We start from the raw sequence: 19,148 nt of genomic DNA on the forward strand, positions 1-19,148 counted from the left end.
CGGTCAGCCCCCTGCCGCCAGCTCCTTGGCACGCGCGAGCGCCGCGTCGGTGGCCGCGGTGAAGACGTCGTCCAGACGGGCGTCCTGCAGAACCGCGATGGCGCGCTCGGTGGTGCCCTTGGGGCTCGTGACCTGCCGCCGCAGCTCCGCCGGATCGTCCTGCGACGCCTCGAGCAGCGCCGCCGTACCGATGAAGGTCTGCTCGGCGAGCAGCCGCGACTGCGCGGGCGAGAAGCCCTTCGCCTCGGCCGCGCGAGTGAAGTCCTCGACCAGCAGGAAGAAGTAGGCCGGCCCCGAGCCGGAGATGGTGGACAGCGCATCGATCTGCGACTCGGGCACCTCGACGACCGCCCCCACCGTCTCGAACAGGCGACGCACCAGCGCGACCTCCGCCTCGCCGGCAGTCGATCCCGCGGCCAGTCCGGTGACGCCCCGGCCCACGAGCGCGGGCGTGTTCGGCATCGACCGCAGGACGGCGACCTCCTCACCCAGGATCCGCTCGAACGCCGCGAGCGTGACGCCCGCCGCGAGGCTCACGACGACGGTGCCCGGACGCAGCACCGGGGCGATCTCACGCAGCAGGTCGGGGACCATGGCGGGCTTCACCCCGACGAGCACGACGTCAGCGGCGGCCGCGGCATCCGTGTTGCCGGCCGGGGCGTCCTCGAGCGCGACGCTCGTGACGTCGTCGAGTCCGTGAAGCTCCGCGGCCTTCGCGCGCGAGCGGTTCGTGGTGACCACGCCGCGGGATGCTAGACCGGACCGGGACAGTCCCCGCGCGATCGCCCCGCCCATCGCGATCCTCGGCGCCGGCTCGATGGGAGGGAGGGACGGGGTCTCTGGTGCCATGGCGCCATCCTATGAGCGCACGACTGAGGCCGAGTAGTATCAGACTTGACTTATATAAGCTGTCGCGCAATGATTACTGGCATGCACGCGCTCGACATCCTCGGAGACCCGGTACGCCGGCGTCTGCTCGAGCTGCTCGCCGAGGGCGAGCGCAGCGCCGGCGAACTCGGCGCCCACGTGCAGCGCGAGTTCGGCATCTCGCAGCCCGCGGTGTCGCAGCACCTCCGCGTGCTGCGCGAGTCGGGATTCGCGAGCGTCCGCGCCGAGGGAACCCGCCGCCTGTACGCCATCGCGCCGGAGCCGCTGGAGGACGCGGCCGCGTGGTTCGACCCGTTCCGGCGGTTCTGGCAACCGCGCCTGGACGCGCTGGGAACAGAGCTCGCCCGCGGACGACGAGAGCGCCGGCTGGCGGGCGAGCGGGACGCACCTGCGGCCACGCAGACCGCCGGCGACGGTGCGAACGTCCAGGACGACGACAACGACGACAACAACAACGAGAACGAGACTCAGGAGGATTGACATGGTCGACGTACAGGGCCAGCTCGACGCTGTGACGCGCGAGATCGCCGACGAGGACATCGACGGCTTCCCGTCGCGCGTGCAGACGCTCGCGCAGACGTACCCCTCGCCCCTCGACGACGTGTGGGACGCCGTCACGACCGGCGCGCGGATCGCCCGATGGTTCCTGCCGATCTCCGGTGACCTGCGCCTGGGCGGGCGCTATCAGATCGAGAACAACGCCGGTGGCGAGATTCAAGAGTGCGTGCCCCCGGCGAACGGGACAGCGCACTACAAGGTCACGTGGGAGTACGGCGGCGGTGTCACGTGGCTGACCGTGCGCCTGATCGCCGACGGCGCCGACAGCACCCGCTTCGAGCTGGAGCACGTGGCGCACGTCGACGACGTGCCCTCCGCGTTCTGGGAGATGTACGGCCCCGGCGCGACCGGTGTCGGCTGGGACGGGGGCCTGCTCGGACTCGCCCTGCACCTCGGCGGAGGCAACGGCCCATCGCCCGAAGAGGCGGAGGCGTGGGCGTTCACCGACGAGGGCCGGGCGTTCTACCGCGGCGCCGCCGACGCGTGGGGTGCCGCCCACGCCGCCGACGGCGCCGATCCCGCCGCGGCCGCCCGCGCGGCCGACAACACCTTCGCGTTCTACACCGGTCAGACGCCGCCATCCGCTGAGGAATGACATGGATGCCGCCGTCCGCGGGATGCACAACATGAAAGGTGATTCGCAAAGTCTGGCGACCGGTCTATCCTCATGAGTGGGCGGGGGCGCAGGAGCTTCCGCAGGACGTGGGAGGCACCCCGAATGACCCTCTTCGACGGCATCGCCGCACGCATCGTCGAGACGCCCGACCTGTCGGTGAACGTGCTCGAGCGCACGGCGGACGACCCGAGCACACCGCCTGATCGCACAGTGGTTCTCGTCCATGGGAACGTCTCGTCGGCCCTGTTCTGGCAAGAACTGATGGAGGATCTCCCCCGCGATCTGCGCGTGATCGCGATCGATCTGCGCGGTTATGGCGGCACCGAGCACGCCCCGATCGACGCCACACGCGGCGTGCGCGACTTCAGCGACGACGTGCACGCGACGCTCGAGGCGCTGGGCGTCCAGACAGCGCACCTCGTCGGCTGGTCCCTCGGCGGCAGCGTCGTGCTGCAGTATGCGCTCGACCATCCCGTGCTCAGCCTCACGCTCGAAGCGCCGGTGTCGCCGTACGGTTTCGGTGGCACCCGCAGGGACGGGACGCGCCTGACGGACGACGACGCGGGAACAGGTGGCGGAGCCGCCAACCCGGACTTCGTGCAGCGGCTGATCGACCATGACACCGGTACCGACGCGCCGACCTCGCCCCGCAACGTCTTCCGCGCCCACTATGTGGCTCCAGGCTTCCAGACCGAACATGAGGACGTCTGGGTCGAGTCGATGCTCACGACCTCGACCGCGACCGGCAACTATCCCGGCGACGCGGAGAAGAGCGAGAACTGGCCGGGCTTCGCCGCCGGCAAGATCGGCGTGCTCAACACGCTGGCGCCGGGTAACCACGACTTGTCGACGATCGTGGATCTGCCCGACAAGTTCCCGATCCTCTGGATCCACGGGGCCCTCGACCCGATCGTGTCCGACGCGTCGGTCTACGACCTGAACAACCTCGGCAAGCTCGGCATCGTCCCGGGCTGGCCGGGCGAGGAGGTGGCACCACCTCAGGAGATGGTGTCGCAGACGCGCGACGTCCTCGCGCGGTATGCGGACGCGGGGGGCCAGGTGACCGAGATCGAGCTCGAGGACACCGGCCATACGCCGCACCTGGAGCGGCCCGCCGAGTTCCGTCATGCGCTGCTCGCGGTCATCGGATACGTCGGGCAGCCACACGACCCGGCCCCGCCGACCGAGGCCATCATCCTGCGCTCGTCGGACTGAGCAAGCAGCCGCACCCAGGGGCGCGGCATCCGTAGACTCATCCGCATGAGTGCTTCCGGCGGCGGCAAGGCGATCCTCGCGGCGTTCCTGGCCAATCTCGGCATCGCCCTGGCGAAGTTCATCGCGTGGTTCGTCTCGGGGTCGGCGTCGATGCTCGCCGAGGGCATCCACTCGGTCGCCGACTCCGGCAACCAGCTCCTCCTGATGCTCGGCGGACGCCGGGCGAGGAAGGCCGCCGACCGGGAGCACCCGTTCGGCTACGGCCGCGAGCGGTACGTGTACGCGTTCGTCGTCTCGATCATCCTCTTCTCCGTCGGGGGCCTCTTCGCGATCTACGAGGGCGTCGAGAAGCTGACGCACCCCCACGAGCTCGAGATGCCGTGGGTGCCGCTGGCGGTGCTCGTCGTCGCCATCACGCTGGAGTCGTTCTCGCTGCGCACCGCCGTCCGCGAGAGCAACCACACGCGGGCGCGAGGTCAGTCGTGGGTGTCGTTCGTGCGCCACGCCAAGGCGCCCGAGCTGCCCGTCGTGCTGCTCGAAGACGTCGGCGCGCTGATCGGCCTGGTCTTCGCGCTCTTCGGCGTGGGCCTCACGGTCATCACCGGGAACCCCGTCTTCGACGCGCTCGGCACCCTCATGATCGGAACGCTGCTGGTCGTGATCGCGATCATCCTCGGCATCGAGACGAAGAGCCTGCTGGTCGGCGAAGGAGCGACCGAGGCCGACCACCGGCGGATCGTCGACGCCATCCGTTCCGGCGGCGAGATCGAGAAGATCATCCACATCAAGACGCTGTACCTCGGACCCGACGAGCTGCTGGTCGCGGCCAAGCTCGGCTTCGCCTCGGACGCGCCGCTGGCCCACGTCGCGGCCGACATCGACCGGGTCGAGGCCCGCGTGCGCGCGGCCGTGCCCGCTGCCCGGGTCATCTACCTCGAGCCCGACATCTACCGTCCCGGCGACGATCCGACTCCCCCGACGTCCGAGTTCGTCATCAAGTCCGCGGACTGAGCGCAGGAGGCCGCGCATCGTGGAGTACTGCATCTTCACCGAGCCCCAGCAGGGTGCCGACTACGACGACCAGCTCGCCTTCGCCCAGACGGCCGAGCGGCTGGGATTCGACGGGTACTTCCGCTCGGACCACTATCTGCACATGGGCGACGGCGACGGGCTGCCCGGACCCACCGACGCCTGGACGACGCTGGCGGGCCTGGCGCGCGAGACGTCCCGCATCCGCCTCGGCACGCTCGTCTCGTCGGTGACGTACCGGGTGCCCGGACTCCTCGCGATCCAGGTCGCGCAGGTCGACGCCATGTCGGGCGGACGGGCCGAGCTCGGCCTCGGGACGGGATGGTTCCAGCGCGAGCACGAGGCGTACGGCATCCCCTTCCCGGCCAAGCGGTTCGGCATCCTCGAAGAGCAGCTCGAGATCGTGACCGGACTGTGGTCCACACCGGTCGGCGGCACCTACAGCTTCGACGGCGAGCACTATCGGCTGTCGGATGCCCCGGCCCTGCCCAAGCCGGTACAGGACCGCGTGCCGGTGATCGTGGGCGGCGCGGGGCCCCGGCGCACGCCCGAGCTGGCGGCGCGGTTCGCGACGGAGTTCAACATCGGCTTCCGCTCGGAGCGGGAGTCGGCCGAGAAGTTCGCCGGCGTACGGGCCGCCTGCGAGCGGATCGGCCGTGACCCGCGCTCCCTCAAGCTGTCGATCGCGCTGCCGACGCTCGCCGGCGCCACACCTGCCGAGCTCGACCGCCGGGCGGCGAACATCGGCCGCACGGTCGAGGAGCTCCGCGGCGACGTCAACATCGTCGGCGACCGCGACGAGATCGTCGCGAAGGTGGAGCGGCTCGTGGCCTTGGGGGCAGAGCGCGTCTACTTCCAGCTGATGGACCTGCAGGACGTCTCCCACGTGGAGTACCTCGGCACCGAGGTGCTCCCGCACCTGCCCCGGTAGCCGCGGAGGGTTCCGCCGTCAACGGCGCGCGTCGAAGAACGCGCGCAACAGGGCGGATGCCTCGGCCTCGCGCACCCCCGCCACGACCTCGGCGCGATGAGGCAGGCGCCGATCGCGCACCACGTCGTAGACGGACCCGGCTGCTCCGGCCTTGGCATCCCACGCCCCGAAGACCAGTCGCGAGACCCGCGACTGCAGCACCGCACCCGCGCACATCACGCAGGGTTCGAGGGTCACCACCAGCGTGCACCCTTCGAGGTTCCACGAGCCGAGCGCAGCCGCCGCCGCCCGCAGGGCCACCACCTCCGCATGGGCGGTCGGGTCGTGCTGGAGCTCCCGCAGGTTGCGCCCCCCCCCGATCGCGGTGCCCGCGGCATCCGTCACCACCGCCCCGACGGGCACGTCGCCGCTGCGCCCCGCAGCCGCCGCGAGCACCAGCGCGCGGTCCATCGCGGCCACGTCGGCGGGGTCGAACATCACAGCACGAGCGTAGCCGCGCTCCTCGTCGCTCCTGCCGCTGCCCGCAACGGGTGCTCCTCGCGGAGACGGGCCGCCGGCCCGGAAACGGACCTGTCGTCGCCGGAACACCTGTCCTGGGGAAGGGCGGCCGGACACTAACCTGGGCGTATGCGCCTGCACGTCGCCGACCACCCGCTCATCACGCACAAGCTCACGGTGCTGCGCGACCAGCGCACGTCGTCACCGGTGTTCCGCCAGCTCACCGAGGAGCTGGTGACTCTGCTCGCCTACGAGGCGACACGCAACGTGCGCGTCGAAGAGGTCGAGATCCAGACACCTGTCACCACGACGACCGGCGTGCGGATCGGCGATCCGCGACCCATCGTGGTGCCGATCCTGCGCGCAGGACTCGGCATGCTCGAGGGGATGGTCAAGCTCATCCCGACGGCAGAGGTCGGGTTCCTCGGCATGGTGCGCAACGAGGAGACGCTCGTCCCCTCCACCTACGCGGAGCGCCTGCCCGACGACCTGAGCGACCGCCAGTGCTTCGTGCTGGACCCCATGCTCGCCACCGGCGGATCGCTGGGCGCCGCGATCGAGTTCCTCTTCCGCCGCGGTGCGCAGGATGTCACGGCGATCTGCCTGCTCGGCGCGCCCGAGGGCGTCGCGGCGATCGAGAAGCAGGTCGACGGCCGCGACGTCACCCTGGTGCTCGGTGCGCTCGACGAGCGCCTCAACGAGAAGGGCTACATCGTGCCTGGGCTCGGGGACGCCGGCGACCGCCTGTACGGCACCGTCTGACTCCGGAGGCGAGCGGCGCCGCGCGCAGCGACGCGGCATCCGCCCCTCGCCGAACGGATGCCGCGCCTGTGCGCCTCTGGGGCGCGTGGCAAGGCTACGTGCCGGGCGATCGGCCTCCCAAAGGGGTTGACAGGCCGGGAACGGGCGCTTAGCGGCCGCTCGTCTCTCGGGTCGCGTGGAGGCGCGGCCGTCAGTCGCCCAGCGGCGGCTCCTGCGAATTGCGGCGACCGGTCTCGCGCTCCCAGAACTCCAGCTGCTGGGTGAGCGCCTTCGCCAGCTCGAACACCTGGTCCGGAGGGATGCGGATGCGGCTGACGACCCGGGCCGGCACGACGGTGTGGCGCTGGCCCGTCTCGGCGTCGACCTGTTCCCGCGGCGGCTGCGCCAGCGTGAGGAAGTCCATCACGAACACCGTGGGCGTGTGCCAGACGTTGGCGAAGTCGGCGTAGGCGCCGCCGATGAGCTCGGGCGGGAGGTCGATCTCGAACTGCTGCGCTGCGTCGTCGGGCATGCGGGCTCCTGTCGGGCGGATCGCCGGCGCGGTGTCGGCGCCGCCGGGGGATGCGGCGTGAGCGCGAGTCTACGCGGGGCCCGGCTGCCCGCCGACGAGCCGGGCGAATCCGCTCAGCCGCGCCACGCCTTCGGGCGTGTGCGGCAGATCGTCGAGCAGCCCCGGCGAATACACCAGATACGCCGTGTGCATCGCGCGAGAGATCGCCACGTTGAGCCGATTGCGCAGCAGCAGGAACTCCAGGCCCCGCGGTGCCTCACGGCCGCTCGAGGCCGCCAGCGAGAGGATGGCGACCGCGGCCTCCCTGCCCTGGAACTTGTCGACGGTGCCGACCGGCACATCGGGGAAACCTGCCGCCGCCAGTGCCGCCTCGACGGCCACCTGCTGCGCGTTGTACGGGGTGACGACGATGAGGTCGCGTTGCGCGAGCGGGCGCGGGGCCGCGGGCTGCGATGCGTCGCCGTCGCCGGCGACGACGTCGATCCAGTCCCGGCCTACGAGGTCGGCGACGATCCGCGCGACCTCGTCCGCCTCCTCGAGGGACTGCGTCGCGTTGCCGTGGTGTCGCAGCGGCACCGGGATCAGCCCCGGCGCGACACCCTCGAGCCGGCGCAGCGCCGCCGACGGGTGGGACTCCAGCTCGCCGCGATACGACAGCGTCGAGACGGGGGCGGCGACCTCCGGCCGCATGCGGCGGCTCTGCGCCAGGAAGTACCCGTAGTCCGGCGGGATGACGTCGGCGCCGTCCATCACCCAGCCGAGCGCCGACGTGTCCACGGGGGCAGGATGGGTCCCCTGGCTCACCTGCGGAAGCTGCTGCGGGTCGCCCAGCAGCAGGAGGCGCGGCGCGGCCAGCGAGACGGCGATCGTCGAGGCGAGCGAGAACTGCCCCGCCTCGTCGACGACGAGCAGGTCCAGGCTGCCGCGCGGAACACGCCCCTCGTGGCTGAAGTCCCACGCGGTGCCGCCGATGACATAGCCGGATGCCTCGTGCTCGGCCACGAACGCGGCCACGCCGTTCTTCGGCAGCACCGTGAACCCGTGCCCGGCGTCCGGGTCTTTCGGCGCCTTCCCCACGTGGGCGGCGGGCACGCCCGCGGCGACGACCCGCTCCAGCAGCTGCTCGATGGTGGCGTGACCCTGCGCCACGACGCCCACCTTGTAGCCGTGCTCGTGCACCAGCCGAGCGATGACGTGCGAGCCGACGTAGGTCTTCCCGGTTCCCGGCGGACCCTGCACGGCGAGATAGCTGCGGTCGAGGTCGCGCACCGCGCGGGTGATGGCATCCACGAGGTCACCCTCGCCCGCCGGCAGGGAGCCGGCCAGGGTGCGCGGCGGGCGCCGGCAGAGGATGTCGGTGGCGGGGTCGGCGGGCAGCTCAGGGGCCGCCGCGATCACCGCATCCGCCCACGCGTCGATCGCCGCCTGCTGGTTGCCGGCGGCCGGCGGTGCGGCGGGCGTCAGGGCGAGCGGCAGTCCGCTCCAGGTGACACCGTCGACGGCGGTCTCTTCGATGACGGCTCCGTCGTCGAGCACCTCCACGACGGTCACCGATCGGTAAGAGTGGATCCATCGCGGCGACGCCTCGAACGGGTACGGTGCCGGCAGCTCGTACAGGGCGAACGGGTTGGTGCCCTCGCTCAGCCGGGTGCCGGGGGCGACGTCGCCGCGCAGCTCGACGATGCGCCGTTCGCCGCCTCGCCCGCTCTCAGGGAAGTGCCAGTCCTCGCGTACACGACTGCGCGTGGCGTCGACGACCACGACGTCGCGTGTGTCGTCCCACAGGGAGACCGGCTCGCGAAGACGCAGGAAGTGCGTCGCCCAGAAGGACTTCGCCTCCCGGGGGTAGTAGTCGATGGCCGCCGCTCCCAGATGCAGCGAGCGGGCGGCGACGGAATCGTCCGGCTGCTCCGACGCCAGGGCATCCAGCGTCGCGGCGCGCGGGGACGGCTCGTACCCGCGCTCGTCGGGCTCCGGGTTGGGCGAGGGGACGAGCGCCGCCTCGCGGGCACGGTCGACGAGCCAGTCCCGCAGCCGGCGCGTCGACACGCAGTCGTACCGGTTGTAGTCGGCCAGGTCTTCGAAGACCAGCGCCGCCTCGGCGCCGGCGCCCTCCGCCTGCAGCGCGCGCGCCTCGACATACCGCACGATCGAGTCGTCGCCCTTCTGGACGTCGCTGGTGCGCACCTCGTGGCCCATGTACAGCGGCTCGAGCTTCTTGATCGAGTACGAGCGGGATCCCACGCGCAGCGCGCGACGGACGACCGGGTACAGATCGACGAAGACGCCGTCGCGCAGCAGCCGGTCGACGTCGGCTTCGCGCACGCCGTGCCGGGCGGCCATCGCCAGCAGATGCGTGGGCTCGTAGGGCGCGTAGTGGTAGATGTGCATGCCGGGGTACTGCTGCCGGCGCAGGTTGACGATGTCGAGGAAGGTCTCGAGCGCGCGCTTCTCGTCGGCGAACGTGTGCGCCCACAGCGCCGTGTACTGCTCCCGTGTGTCGACCCAGCCGAACAGATAGTCGATCCCCCACTGCGTCGGCTGGCCGGGCAGCGGCGGCTCGGTGTGCAGGGGGTCGCCCTCGAAGTCGAAGAACAGGTCGCCGTGGTCGGGGCGGGGCAGCGCCCCGAGCGCCTGGGGCGCCACCACCTCGTACACCGGCACCGGCGGCGCGGTGTCGGGCGCGGCACCCGCTTCTTCGACCAGCTGCGCGAAGCCGAGGTGCGCGGCATCGGACTCCGTCGTCGTCGCCGACGCGCCGACGGCGACCGCCGCGGCAGCCACGACGGCGGCGGGCGGTCAGGAACCTGACGGCGGCGTGCCGGGCTCTCAACTGCAGCCGCGCGGGTGCCAGCGACAGCGTACGTCAGGTTCATGCCTGCGGGCCCGCGGGGGCGTCGGCGGGCTGCTCTATCGTCGTGACGCCCGCCGCGCGCAGCCGCTCGCGCTGCACCGGGCGCATGCCGGCCACGAGCAGCAGATCGCGGGATGCCACCACCTCGGCGTCGCAGGTCGCACAGCGTCCGCACGCGACGACCCCGAGTTCGCCGCGCGGGTCGCCCCAGGCGATCGTCTCCCGCGCCCAGGTCCAGACGCCGGTCGGCGATGAGGGCGGCCAGGCGCGCGCGCCGCAGCTGGAAGACAGGGAGGAGGTCGTCGACCTCGTGCTCGCTGACGCTGCCGTCGCCCAGAGCAGCTGCACCCGCGGTGACCGCGGCACGCCTAGCAGGTCGAGCTGATCGACGTATGCCGCCAGCTGCATGAGGGCCGTGACCCGCGCGCCAGCTTCGTGTCTTGCACGAGCCAGGGCCGGGCGGCCCCGGAACCCGCCGAAGGATCGCGCACGAGGAAGTCCGCGAACCCGACGAACTCGTCGGTGGCGAAGGCCGCCTGGTAGACCACCTCGGCGTCGGAGGCCAGCGCCGCGTTCGTGCGCGCGACCGCATCGGCCAGCGCCACGGCATCCGACGAGCGCGTCTCGGGAATCTGGACCACCCGGTCGCCGAACCGCGCGACGTAGTCGGCGAGCACCTGACGCTCGTGCACGGTGCCGAGCCGGCCGGCGCGCTCGAGGGTGAGGTCTTCGGGCTCTTCGACCGCCGCGACGCGGCCGAGTCGGGCGTCGATCGCGCGCAGCCACGCGAACTCGCATTCCGCGGCGGCCTTGAGGTCGCTCGCGCTCCAGACGATCCGGCCTTCGTCCTCGATGTATCGCATGCCCTGCCGCCCCGACCCTGCCCCGGCGTCGGCACCCCCTGCGGTTTGTGCGGAGAACACGCCGTTATCGGTGCGGGGTTAGCGGCGTGTTCTCCGCACAAACCGAGCCGGGCGGCGGCCGAGGGCGACGGGTCGACGCAGGAGCGCGGTCCGACGACGGACTCGGGCGTGAGCGCAACCCCCGGCGCGCGAACGGGCGCACCTGCCAGACTGGAGCGCATGAGCCTGCCCTTCGAGAGCGCGTACCGCCACGGGTTCGCCCGCGTCGCGGCCTGCACGATTCCGCTGTCGATCGCCGACCCGGCGACCAACGCCGACGCGGTGCTGGCGACGGCGCGGGAGTGCGACGCCGAGGGGGTCGCCGTCGCGGTCTTCCCGGAACTGTGCCTGACCGGGTACGCGATCGATGACCTCGTGATGCAGGACCCGGTGCTGGACGCCGTCGAGGCCGCCGTCGCGAACCTGGTCGAGGCATCCGTCGATCTCCTGCCCATGCTGGTGGTCGGAGCCCCGCTGCGGCACCGCAACCGCCTGTACAACTGCGCCGTCGTGATCCACCGCGGCGAGCTGCTCGGCGTGGCGCCCAAGTCGTATCTGCCGACCTACCGCGAGTTCTACGAGCGCCGCTGGTACGCGCCCGGCGACGACCAGGCAGGGCAGGACATCCGCGTCGGGGGCCTGGAGGCCCCGTTCGGACCGGACCTGCTGTTCGAGGCGCTCGACGTGCCGGGGCTCGTGGTGCACGCCGAGGTGTGCGAGGACGTGTGGGTGCCGATCCCGCCGTCGTCGCACGCCGCTCTCGCCGGGGCGACGGTGCTCCTGAACCTCAGCGGCAGCCCCATCACGATCGCGCGTGCGGAGGACCGCAAGGATCTGTGCCAGTCCCAGTCGCTGCGCTGCCTGGCCGGGTACGCGTATGCCGCGGCGGGTGCGGGCGAGTCCACGAACGACGTGTCGTGGGACGGGCAGACCATGATCTACGAGGGCGGCAATCTGCTGGTCGAGACCGAGCGCTTCCCGGACGGGCCGCGCCGCTCCGTGGCCGATGTCGACCTCGACAGGATCCGCCAGGACCGCCTGCGCCAGGGGACGTTCGACGACAACCGCCGCGCCGAGGGATCGGATGCCCGCTTCCGCACCGTCCACTTCGAGCTCGACCCTCCCCGCGTCGACATCGGGCTGCGACGGAACCTCGACCGGTTCCCGTTCGTGCCGGACGACCCCGAGCGTCTTGCGCTGGACTGCTACGAGGCGTTCAACATCCAGGTGTCCGGGCTCGTGCAGCGCATGCGCGCGATCGGCGGCCCGAAGCCGGTGATCGGGGTCAGCGGCGGGCTGGATTCCACGCACGCGCTGCTCGTGGTGGCGCGCGCCATGGACCTCATGGGGCGGCCGCGCCGCGACATCCTCGCCTACACGATGCCGGGGTTCGCGACCAGCGACCACACCAAGTCCAACGCCATCGCGCTGGCCGAGGCGATCGGCGCGTCGATCGAGACCATCGACATCCGGCCGGCCGCGACCGAGATGCTCGAGCAGCTCGGCCACCCCTTCGCCGAGGGCGATCCGGTGCACGACATCACGTTCGAGAACGTGCAGGCGGGCCTGCGCACCGACTACCTGTTCCGGCTGGCGAACCATCACGGTGGCATGGTGATCGGCACGTCGGACCTGTCCGAGCTCGCGCTCGGCTGGGCCACGTACGGGGTCGGCGACCACATGAGCCACTACGCGGTGAACGCCGGCGTGCCCAAGACCCTCATCCAGCACGTCATCCGGTGGGTGATCTCGCACCGCGGCGACGAGGGCGGGTCGACCGAGCTCAGCGATCGCGCCCGCGAGGTGCTGCAGTCCGTCCTCGACACCGAGATCTCTCCCGAGCTCGTCCCGGCGGGGCAGGACGGCAAGATGCAGTCCACGGAGGACCGGATCGGACCCTACTCCCTCCACGATTTCACGCTGTATCACGTGCTGCGGTTCGGCTACCGGCCCTCGAAGATCGCATACCTCGCCGCACACGCGTGGAGCGACAAGGATGCCGGCGCCTGGCCGCCCGGATTCCCCGAGGACGACCGCTACGCGTACGATCTGCCGACCATCGTGAAGTGGCTGCAGGTCTTCCTGCAGCGCTACTTCGCCTTCGCGCAGTTCAAGCGCTCGGCGATTCCCAACGGACCCAAGGTCTCACCCGCCGGCTCCCTCTCCCCGCGGGGCGACTGGCGTGCGCCGTCGGACGGGAACGCGCGGGCATGGCTGGCCGAGTTGAAGGCCGCCCTCCCCGAGCTCGTCGAGGAGTAGTCCCCCGCGCACCGGACGGAGTGGGACTCAGGCGGGCGCCTGCGCGTACGCGAGGGTGATGATCCAGCCGTCGCGGGAGAGATCGGCGAGGTGGTACCGCACCTTCCGGTCGGGGATCCACCCCTTCACCAGCGGGCTGTCCAGCCGCACATGATCGGCGGCGACGCGCGCACCCCGGCCGTCGGCATCCCGCACGGCCTGCACCCGGGTCCAGTGGGCGATGAGCTTGGCGAGATCGTCTTCGTCGAACAGGTGCGAGTGGCGCTTCATGATGTGCACCTCGGTGTCGTCGGGATGCGCGTCGCGGAGGTCCAGCCCGAGCGGGACCGAGGGCTCCGCCACCGCCACGACGGTGGCCGCCCGGAAGTTCGCGTTGCGGATCTTCAGGGGCACCTCCCGCCCGCCGACCTCGGCGATCAGCTGCGTATGGAAGCCGAATGTGCCCGGCGCCTCACGCTCGACACGCACGTCCTTCGGCTCCACGCCCAGCCGTGCCGCCACGATCTCCTTGGCCAGGAGCCGCTTGCGATCGTGCTCGGTGACCTTGGGATCCCAACCGAGCCGCGCCACGACACCTGCCGGCGTCTCGAGAAGCACCGATTGCATGATCCGCCTCCTTCGCGGTCCGTCCGCATCCCCATCCTCTCGCCGCACCCCGCGCCGAGGAAGGGCCGCGCAGCCTCGCCCGGCACGCGGCGGGATCGGCCGAGCACCGGGGCGGCTGAGAAAGGGACGGATGCCTCCACCTCGGCGCGGTTGTCAACCTCCACGCGAGAGGCTGCACGCCGGTGGAAGGATGGGCAGATGGCCAGGCGTGCGACTGTCGTCGGCAGCGGGCCCAACGGGCTGTCCGCCGCCGTCGCGCTCGCGCGCGCCGGGTACGAGGTGCGCGTGCTCGAGGCATCGTCCACGGTCGGAGGCGGCACGCGGACGGCGGCCCTCACCCTCCCCGGTTTCCGCCACGACGTCGGGTCGGCCGTGCATCCGGCCGCCCTGAGCTCGCCTTTCCTCCGCGCCTTCGGCATCCACGAGCGTGTGGGATGGATCCACCCGCTCGCGTCCTACGCGCAGCCCCTGGACGGCGGCCGCGCCGCGATCGCGTGGCGCGACATCGAACGCACCGCCGACGCGCTGGGCCCCGACGGCCGGGCCTGGCGTGCGGTGCTCCGGCCGCTGAGCAGACATCTCGGCGAGGTGGTCGACTTCGCCGGATCGCAGCTGCTGCGATGGCCGCGGCATCCGATCACCACCCTGCGCTTCGGCCTGCGCACCCTTCAGCTCGGCACGCGGCTCGGACGGCGCACCTTCACCGGCGAAGAGGCGAACGCCTTGATGGCCGGCGTGCTGGCGCACGCGAACACGCCGTTGCCGTCGCTCGGTTCGGCGGCATCCGGGCTCTTCCTCGCCGCGCACGCGCACGCGGCCGACGGGTGGGCGTTCCCCCGCGGCGGCGCCCAGGCGATCGCCGACGCGCTGGCCGATGACCTGCGGGCTCACGGGGGCAGCATCCAGACCGGTGCGCGGGTGTCGTCCCTCGAAGACCTCGATTGGGGCGATCCGGATGCCGGAGACCTGCTGCTGCTCGACACCACACCGCGCCTGCTGCTGACACATCCCGAGCTGCCGGCGCGGTACGCCCGTGCCATCCGGTGTTATCGGTACGGGCCCGCCGCGGCCAAGGTGGACTTCGCGTTGAGCGGTCCGGTGCCGTGGGCGCATCCCGACGTGGCGCTGGCGCCCACCGTGCACCTCGGCGGCACGCGGGAAGAGATCGAGGCGAGCGAGAACGCCGTCGCCCGCGGGACCATGACGGACCGGCCCTACGTGCTCGCGGTGCAGCCGACGGTGCTCGACGGCACGCGGGCGCCGGAGGGGCGGCACGTGCTGTGGGCGTACATCCACGTGCCCGCGGCATCCACGCTCGACCCGACGGAGCTCGTGGTGCGCCAGGTCGAGCGCTTCGCCCCCGGGTTCCGGCACGTCATCCTCGCGAGCCACGCGATGACGGCGGCCCAGCGAGCGGAGTTCAATCCGGCGGACGTCGGTGGCGACATCCTGGGCGGCGCGTTCACCTTCGCCCAAGCGTTCCGGCGGCCGGTCGTCTCGCCCACCCCGTGGCGAACACCCCTGCACGGCGTCTATCTGGCGTCGGCCGCCACACCGCCCGGTCCCGGTGTGACCGGCATGCCGGGCTGGCTCGCGGCGCGCCAGGCGCTCCGCGACGCGGCGCGTCGAGGCCACGGCGAGCGCCTCGAGCTCGAGGACCTCTTCGCGAGGAGCTGACATGGTCCCGCGGCCCGAACTCCTCAAAACCGGGGCTCCGGTGGTTCGGGCACGTCCGAATCGCGGGGAACCGGGACGATTCTGCGGAGTTTTGACCGCGCCTGCGGCGCCGGGCCGGGGCGCACGGGGCGGGAGACGGCGCCGATGAACGGGTTCGCTGCCGTGGACTTCGAGTTCGCGCGGCACGTGCTGCAGCGGGGCATCGCCGCGCTGTACGTCGTGGCGTTCGTGTCGACGGTGAACCAGTTCCGGCCACTGCTGGGTGAGCGCGGCCTGCTTCCGGCGCCCGAGCTGCTCGAGTGGGTCCGGTCCTCGCCGCGGGCGGGCCGGCTGCTGCACCCGACGGTGTTCCGCTACGTGCGATACACCGACCGGCGACTGGTCGGCCTGTGCACAGCGGGCATCGTGGTGGCGGGGGCGCTGGTCGCCGGCATCCCGCAGCTGGGGCCGCCGTGGGTGCCGATGCTGTGCTTCCTCGCGCTGTGGTTCGGCTACATGTCGATCACCAGCATCGGCCAGACGTTCTACGGGTTCGGCTGGGAGATGCTGCTGCTGGAGGCCGGCTTCCTGGCGGCGTTCCTCGGCTCGAACGATCAGCCGCCGACCACCGTGGTCATCGTGCTGTTCTGGTGGCTGGTGTTCCGGCTCGAGTTCGGCGCCGGCATGATCAAGATCCGCGGCGGCCGGGAGTGGCGCGACCTCACGGCGCTCATGTACCACCACGAGACGCAGCCCATGCCGGGGCCGCTCAGCCGGCAGGCGCACCTGCTGCCGCGCTGGTTCCACCGGCTCGAGGTGGTGGGCAACCACGTCGCCCAGCTCATCGTGCCGTGGTTCCTGTTCGCACCGCTGCTGGGCCTTCTGCTGCCCGGGCCGGTGCCGGCGATCATCGGGGCGGTGGCGGCGATGATCGTGATCGCGACGCAGGCATGGCTCGTGATGACGGGCAACTTCGCCTGGCTGAACTGGATGACGATCGTGCTGGCGTTCTCCGCCATCGGCCTGCCGGGCATCGGCGCCCCGGCCGGTGCGCCGGACGATGCGCCGCCGTGGGTCATCGACGGCGTCCCGCTGCCCTGGATCATCGTGACGTGCGCCGTCGGCGGGCTGTACGTGGTGCTCAGCTGGGCGCCGCTGCGCAATCTGTTCGCCCGCAGGCAGCTGATGAACGCCTCGTTCAACCGCTGGCAGCTCGCCAACGCGTACGGCGCCTTCGGGACGGTGACGAAGGAGCGCATCGAGATCGTCGTCGAGGGAACCACCGACGACGACCCGGATGCCGCGACCTGGCGCGAATACGGCTTCAAGGGGAAGCCGGGCGATGTGAGACGGATCCCGCGGCAGTACGCGCCCTACCACCTGCGGCTGGATTGGCTGATGTGGTTCCTGCCGCTGGGGCGATCGCTCGACGAGTGGTTCACCGCATTCCTGGTGAAGCTGCTGGAAGCGGATGCCGCGACCCTCGCCCTGCTCGATCACGATCCCTTCGCGGGTGAGCGGCCCACCTGGGTGCGTGCGGTCTCGTACCGCTACCGGTTCACGACGCGAGCGGAGTACCGTGCCACCCGCGCCCGATGGGTGCGCGACCGCCGCCGCCCGGTACTGGGACCGGTCGCGTTGCGACGCTGACGCCGCACAGCTCCGGATGCCGTGCGTCAGGGGGTGGGCGGTCCTGCGGCGTCGGAGGGCGCGGCGCGCTTTCGAGCACGCGCGGTGAGATCCACGATCGAGACGAGGAAGGCGAGGGCCAGGAAGACACCGACCGACAGCATCCCGAACGCGTACGCATCGTGGTACACGACGAGATCGTCGTGCGACCCGGACTCGCGATAGATCGCCGCGTAGAACAGCGACAGTGCCACCGCCGTGCCGACAGCGGCGCCGATGCGCTGCCCCAACTGGCCGACCGAGCCGGCAAGACCTCCCTGCTTGACCGGGATGTCGCCGAGCGTCAGCGCCTGATTCGGTGAGATCACGAGGCCGCCCCCCGCGCCGCCCAGCGTCATGACGGCCGCCGCGACGTAGGGCGTCCAGGTGGGGTCGGTGTAGAGCGCGGTGAGCACGAGCCCGCCCCCGCACAGCAGCACGCCCACCAGACCCCACACGACCACCACGCGGCCGTGCGTGCTGACCAGGTTGCCGCCGATCCACGAGGTGACGGCGCTGGCGAGCGCGAACCCGATCGAGACCATGCCGGCGTACACCGGCTCCAGTCCGAGGCCGATCTGCAGGAACAGGGTCGTGACGAGGAACATGGCGGGCGTCGCGGTGAAGTACGCGGCCTGCAGCAGCGTGCCGTTGCGGTACGACGAGATGCGGAACAGAGCGAGCGGGATGAGCGGGTTTCGGCCCCGCGAGGCGTACCGGCGCTCCCACGCGACGAAGGCGGACACGAACAGCGCGAAGGCGACCAGCAGCCACCAGCGGGCCGGATTGTCGGTGGGGGCACCGGTCGTGAACAGGAACGGCCACATCAGCGAGACGACGCTGGCGCCGAACAGCAGCACGCCGATCGGGTCCAGCTGCACCGGCCGATGTGAACGCGTCCGCGTCTCGGGGAGCAGCCACAGGGCCAGCGCGATGGCGGCCAGGCACAGCGGCACGTTCATCCAGAAGATCAGCCGCCAGCCGTCGGTCGGACCCCCCAGCGCGATGAGCAGGCCGCCGAGGGTGGGGCCGAAGGCGGTGGCGATGCCGATCGTCGCGCCGAACAGTCCGAAGGCCCGTGCCCGCTCCTTCCCCTGGAACAGCTCCTGCGCCATGCCCAGCACCTGTGGCATCTGGATGCCGGCGGCCACGCCCTGCAGGAGCCGCGCGACCAGCAGGAACTCGCCGGTGGGCGCCAGCGCGCAGGCGATGCTCGTCAACGTGTACAGCGACAGGCCCACGACGAACAGCGTTCGGCGCGACCGCTGGTCACCGAGGCGGCCCATCGGAACCAGCACGAGCCCGAACGTCAGGACGAATCCCGACACGATCAGCTGCAGCTCGGTGGACCCGGCGTCGAGCACCTCGCCGATGGACGGCAGCGCGACGTTGACCTTCGTCATGTCGAGGATCGTGATGGCCGCGACCGACACGCACACCCAGAACGCACGCCAACGGGCTCCCGGCGACAGCGGGATGACGGCGGTGGTGGTCGGCACGGCCGCGCGCGCGGCCGACGGCGGCTGCGGCTCGGTCTCGGTCATCGTGCCCAGGCTAACCCGGATCGCCGGCATCCCGGCCCGCCGCGGCGCCGCGCGACGCCCGGACCTGCGGCGGAACTGGGAGGATGGCGGGGTGAGACTTCTCGTCGCCGCCCTCGCCTCGGAGCTCGTCGCCTTCCCCGACGAGCTGCCCGGATTCGATCGCCTCGTCACCGGGCCTGGCAAGCTGCAGGCGACGTACGCGCTGACGCGGGCGCTGGATGCGGCGACGTACGAGGAGGTCGTGGTGGTCGGGACGGCGGGCGCGATCGATGCCCGGCTGGAGGCATCCGTCTACGAGATCGCCGGTGCCATCCAGCACGATGTCACCGACATCGACGGCATCGTCGGACAGCATGTGTCACTGCCGGCGCGAGTCGACCTCGACGGGGACGGCGTGGTGATCGCGACAGGCGACCACTTCGTCGACGATGCCGAGGCGGTGGCGGTGATCCGCCCGCTGGGCGCGGGCCTGGTCGACATGGAGACGTATGCGTACATCTGGGTGGCGCAGCGTTTCGGCGTTCCCATCCGTGTGCTCAAGGCCGTCTCGGATCGAGCCCAGGACGGCGCGATCACCGACTGGCATGCGGCCGTGACCGCCTGCAGCCATCAGCTGCGCGAGCGGATCCGCTCCGACTACGGCGTCTGAGC

Annotated in this window: 18 protein-coding genes; 10 read left to right on the forward strand and 8 right to left on the reverse strand. The window is 71.5% G+C overall.

The genetic code is table 11. The features are described 5' to 3' along the window. Positions 1 to 3: 3 nt before the first annotated feature. A complete protein-coding gene (proC, locus tag C9992_RS07070) occupies positions 4 to 849 on the reverse strand; it encodes a pyrroline-5-carboxylate reductase (RefSeq protein WP_106814889.1) in 846 nt (281 codons plus the stop codon). Positions 850 to 930: 81 nt separating this feature from the next. Here proC and C9992_RS07075 point away from each other — a divergent pair, with 81 nt between their 5' ends. The 5 genes from C9992_RS07075 to C9992_RS07095 all read left to right on the forward strand — a co-directional run bounded on the left by C9992_RS07075 (position 931) and on the right by C9992_RS07095 (position 5,237). Next, positions 931 to 1,368 (forward strand): ArsR/SmtB family transcription factor, encoded by a 438-nt coding sequence (locus C9992_RS07075; RefSeq protein ID WP_106814890.1) that lies wholly within the window; start codon positions 931 to 933, stop codon positions 1,366 to 1,368. Between the two features lies 1 nt (position 1,369). Further along, positions 1,370 to 2,041 (forward strand): SRPBCC domain-containing protein, encoded by a 672-nt coding sequence (locus C9992_RS07080; RefSeq protein ID WP_106814891.1) that lies wholly within the window; start codon positions 1,370 to 1,372, stop codon positions 2,039 to 2,041. 123 nt (positions 2,042 to 2,164) lie between these two features. Next, entirely contained in the window at positions 2,165 to 3,277 is a 1,113-nt protein-coding gene (locus tag C9992_RS07085) for an alpha/beta hydrolase (RefSeq protein ID WP_106814892.1), read from the forward strand. Positions 3,278 to 3,322: 45 nt separating this feature from the next. Continuing rightward, positions 3,323 to 4,288, forward strand: coding sequence for a cation diffusion facilitator family transporter (locus tag C9992_RS07090; RefSeq protein WP_106814893.1), 966 nt, complete (start codon positions 3,323 to 3,325; stop codon positions 4,286 to 4,288). Between the two features lie 19 nt (positions 4,289 to 4,307). Continuing rightward, positions 4,308 to 5,237, forward strand: coding sequence for an LLM class F420-dependent oxidoreductase (locus tag C9992_RS07095; protein WP_106814894.1), 930 nt, complete (start codon positions 4,308 to 4,310; stop codon positions 5,235 to 5,237). A gap of 18 nt (positions 5,238 to 5,255) precedes the next feature. Here the strand turns inward: C9992_RS07095 and C9992_RS07100 are convergent, their stop codons facing one another. After that, complete coding sequence (locus C9992_RS07100; protein ID WP_106815306.1) at positions 5,256 to 5,687, reverse strand: nucleoside deaminase; 432 nt, start codon at positions 5,685 to 5,687, stop codon at positions 5,256 to 5,258. A gap of 177 nt (positions 5,688 to 5,864) precedes the next feature. On the opposite strand from C9992_RS07100, the gene upp reads away from it, so the two are divergent. Continuing rightward, complete coding sequence (gene upp, locus C9992_RS07105; protein ID WP_106814895.1) at positions 5,865 to 6,497, forward strand: uracil phosphoribosyltransferase; 633 nt, start codon at positions 5,865 to 5,867, stop codon at positions 6,495 to 6,497. Between the two features lie 190 nt (positions 6,498 to 6,687). On the opposite strand, the gene C9992_RS07110 is transcribed toward upp, so the two are convergent. From C9992_RS07110 to C9992_RS18345, 4 genes are all read right to left on the reverse strand, one after another. After that, a complete protein-coding gene (locus C9992_RS07110) occupies positions 6,688 to 7,008 on the reverse strand; it encodes a DUF3467 domain-containing protein (protein ID WP_106814896.1) in 321 nt (106 codons plus the stop codon). Positions 7,009 to 7,077: 69 nt separating this feature from the next. Further along, the gene (locus tag C9992_RS07115) at positions 7,078 to 9,792 is read right to left on the reverse strand and encodes a TM0106 family RecB-like putative nuclease (RefSeq protein WP_235008092.1); all 2,715 of its coding nucleotides are present in this window, start codon (positions 9,790 to 9,792) and stop codon (positions 7,078 to 7,080) included. Positions 9,793 to 9,880: 88 nt separating this feature from the next. Then, positions 9,881 to 10,270 (reverse strand): hypothetical protein, encoded by a 390-nt coding sequence (locus C9992_RS18340; RefSeq protein WP_235008094.1) that lies wholly within the window; start codon positions 10,268 to 10,270, stop codon positions 9,881 to 9,883. After that, complete coding sequence (locus C9992_RS18345; protein ID WP_235008096.1) at positions 10,231 to 10,725, reverse strand: hypothetical protein; 495 nt, start codon at positions 10,723 to 10,725, stop codon at positions 10,231 to 10,233. Before C9992_RS18345 ends, C9992_RS18340 begins: the two co-directional genes overlap by 40 nt. Positions 10,726 to 10,944: 219 nt before the next feature. Between C9992_RS18345 and C9992_RS07125 the strand changes: the two genes are divergently transcribed. Continuing rightward, positions 10,945 to 13,023 (forward strand): NAD(+) synthase, encoded by a 2,079-nt coding sequence (locus tag C9992_RS07125; RefSeq protein WP_106814897.1) that lies wholly within the window; start codon positions 10,945 to 10,947, stop codon positions 13,021 to 13,023. 27 nt (positions 13,024 to 13,050) lie between these two features. Here C9992_RS07125 and C9992_RS07130 read toward each other — a convergent pair whose 3' ends face one another. Continuing rightward, positions 13,051 to 13,629: a hypothetical protein gene (locus C9992_RS07130; protein ID WP_106814898.1), complete on the reverse strand. Its 579-nt coding sequence runs from the start codon at positions 13,627 to 13,629 to the stop codon at positions 13,051 to 13,053. Positions 13,630 to 13,827: 198 nt separating this feature from the next. Between C9992_RS07130 and C9992_RS07135 the strand changes: the two genes are divergently transcribed. Together C9992_RS07135 and C9992_RS07140 are read left to right on the forward strand one after the other, a co-directional pair. Then, complete coding sequence (locus C9992_RS07135) at positions 13,828 to 15,306, forward strand: phytoene desaturase family protein (RefSeq protein WP_106814899.1); 1,479 nt, start codon at positions 13,828 to 13,830, stop codon at positions 15,304 to 15,306. Between the two features lie 144 nt (positions 15,307 to 15,450). Then, on the forward strand, positions 15,451 to 16,935 hold the full coding sequence (locus C9992_RS07140; RefSeq protein WP_106814900.1) for a lipase maturation factor family protein: 1,485 nt from the start codon (positions 15,451 to 15,453) through the stop codon (positions 16,933 to 16,935). Between the two features lie 26 nt (positions 16,936 to 16,961). Here the strand turns inward: C9992_RS07140 and C9992_RS07145 are convergent, their stop codons facing one another. After that, entirely contained in the window at positions 16,962 to 18,497 is a 1,536-nt protein-coding gene (locus C9992_RS07145; protein WP_106814901.1) for an MFS transporter, read from the reverse strand. Between the two features lie 91 nt (positions 18,498 to 18,588). Between C9992_RS07145 and C9992_RS07150 the strand changes: the two genes are divergently transcribed. After that, positions 18,589 to 19,146: a phosphorylase family protein gene (locus C9992_RS07150; protein WP_106815307.1), complete on the forward strand. Its 558-nt coding sequence runs from the start codon at positions 18,589 to 18,591 to the stop codon at positions 19,144 to 19,146. Positions 19,147 to 19,148: the final 2 nt, after the last annotated feature.

Origin of the sequence: Microbacterium timonense (assembly GCF_900292075.1) — a bacterium.
GTDB classification, from domain to species: domain Bacteria; phylum Actinomycetota; class Actinomycetes; order Actinomycetales; family Microbacteriaceae; genus Microbacterium; species Microbacterium timonense.

Excerpts from the sequence above, each read along its gene's own strand:
- proC (WP_106814889.1), bottom strand. The coding sequence starts at position 849 with ATGGCACCAGAGACCCCGTCCCTCCCTCCCATCGAGCCGGCGCCGAGG.
- C9992_RS07075 (WP_106814890.1), top strand. The coding sequence starts at position 931 with ATGCACGCGCTCGACATCCTCGGAGACCCGGTACGCCGGCGTCTGCTC.
- C9992_RS07080 (WP_106814891.1), top strand. The coding sequence starts at position 1,370 with ATGGTCGACGTACAGGGCCAGCTCGACGCTGTGACGCGCGAGATCGCC.
- C9992_RS07085 (WP_106814892.1), top strand. The coding sequence starts at position 2,165 with ATGACCCTCTTCGACGGCATCGCCGCACGCATCGTCGAGACGCCCGAC.
- C9992_RS07090 (WP_106814893.1), top strand. The coding sequence starts at position 3,323 with ATGAGTGCTTCCGGCGGCGGCAAGGCGATCCTCGCGGCGTTCCTGGCC.
- C9992_RS07100 (WP_106815306.1), bottom strand. The coding sequence starts at position 5,687 with ATGGACCGCGCGCTGGTGCTCGCGGCGGCTGCGGGGCGCAGCGGCGAC.
- upp (WP_106814895.1), top strand. The coding sequence starts at position 5,865 with ATGCGCCTGCACGTCGCCGACCACCCGCTCATCACGCACAAGCTCACG.
- C9992_RS07110 (WP_106814896.1), bottom strand. The coding sequence starts at position 7,008 with ATGCCCGACGACGCAGCGCAGCAGTTCGAGATCGACCTCCCGCCCGAG.
- C9992_RS18340 (WP_235008094.1), bottom strand. The coding sequence starts at position 10,270 with ATGCAGCTGGCGGCATACGTCGATCAGCTCGACCTGCTAGGCGTGCCG.
- C9992_RS18345 (WP_235008096.1), bottom strand. The coding sequence starts at position 10,725 with ATGCGATACATCGAGGACGAAGGCCGGATCGTCTGGAGCGCGAGCGAC.
- C9992_RS07125 (WP_106814897.1), top strand. The coding sequence starts at position 10,945 with ATGAGCCTGCCCTTCGAGAGCGCGTACCGCCACGGGTTCGCCCGCGTC.
- C9992_RS07130 (WP_106814898.1), bottom strand. The coding sequence starts at position 13,629 with ATGCAATCGGTGCTTCTCGAGACGCCGGCAGGTGTCGTGGCGCGGCTC.
- C9992_RS07135 (WP_106814899.1), top strand. The coding sequence starts at position 13,828 with ATGGCCAGGCGTGCGACTGTCGTCGGCAGCGGGCCCAACGGGCTGTCC.
- C9992_RS07140 (WP_106814900.1), top strand. The coding sequence starts at position 15,451 with ATGAACGGGTTCGCTGCCGTGGACTTCGAGTTCGCGCGGCACGTGCTG.
- C9992_RS07145 (WP_106814901.1), bottom strand. The coding sequence starts at position 18,497 with ATGACCGAGACCGAGCCGCAGCCGCCGTCGGCCGCGCGCGCGGCCGTG.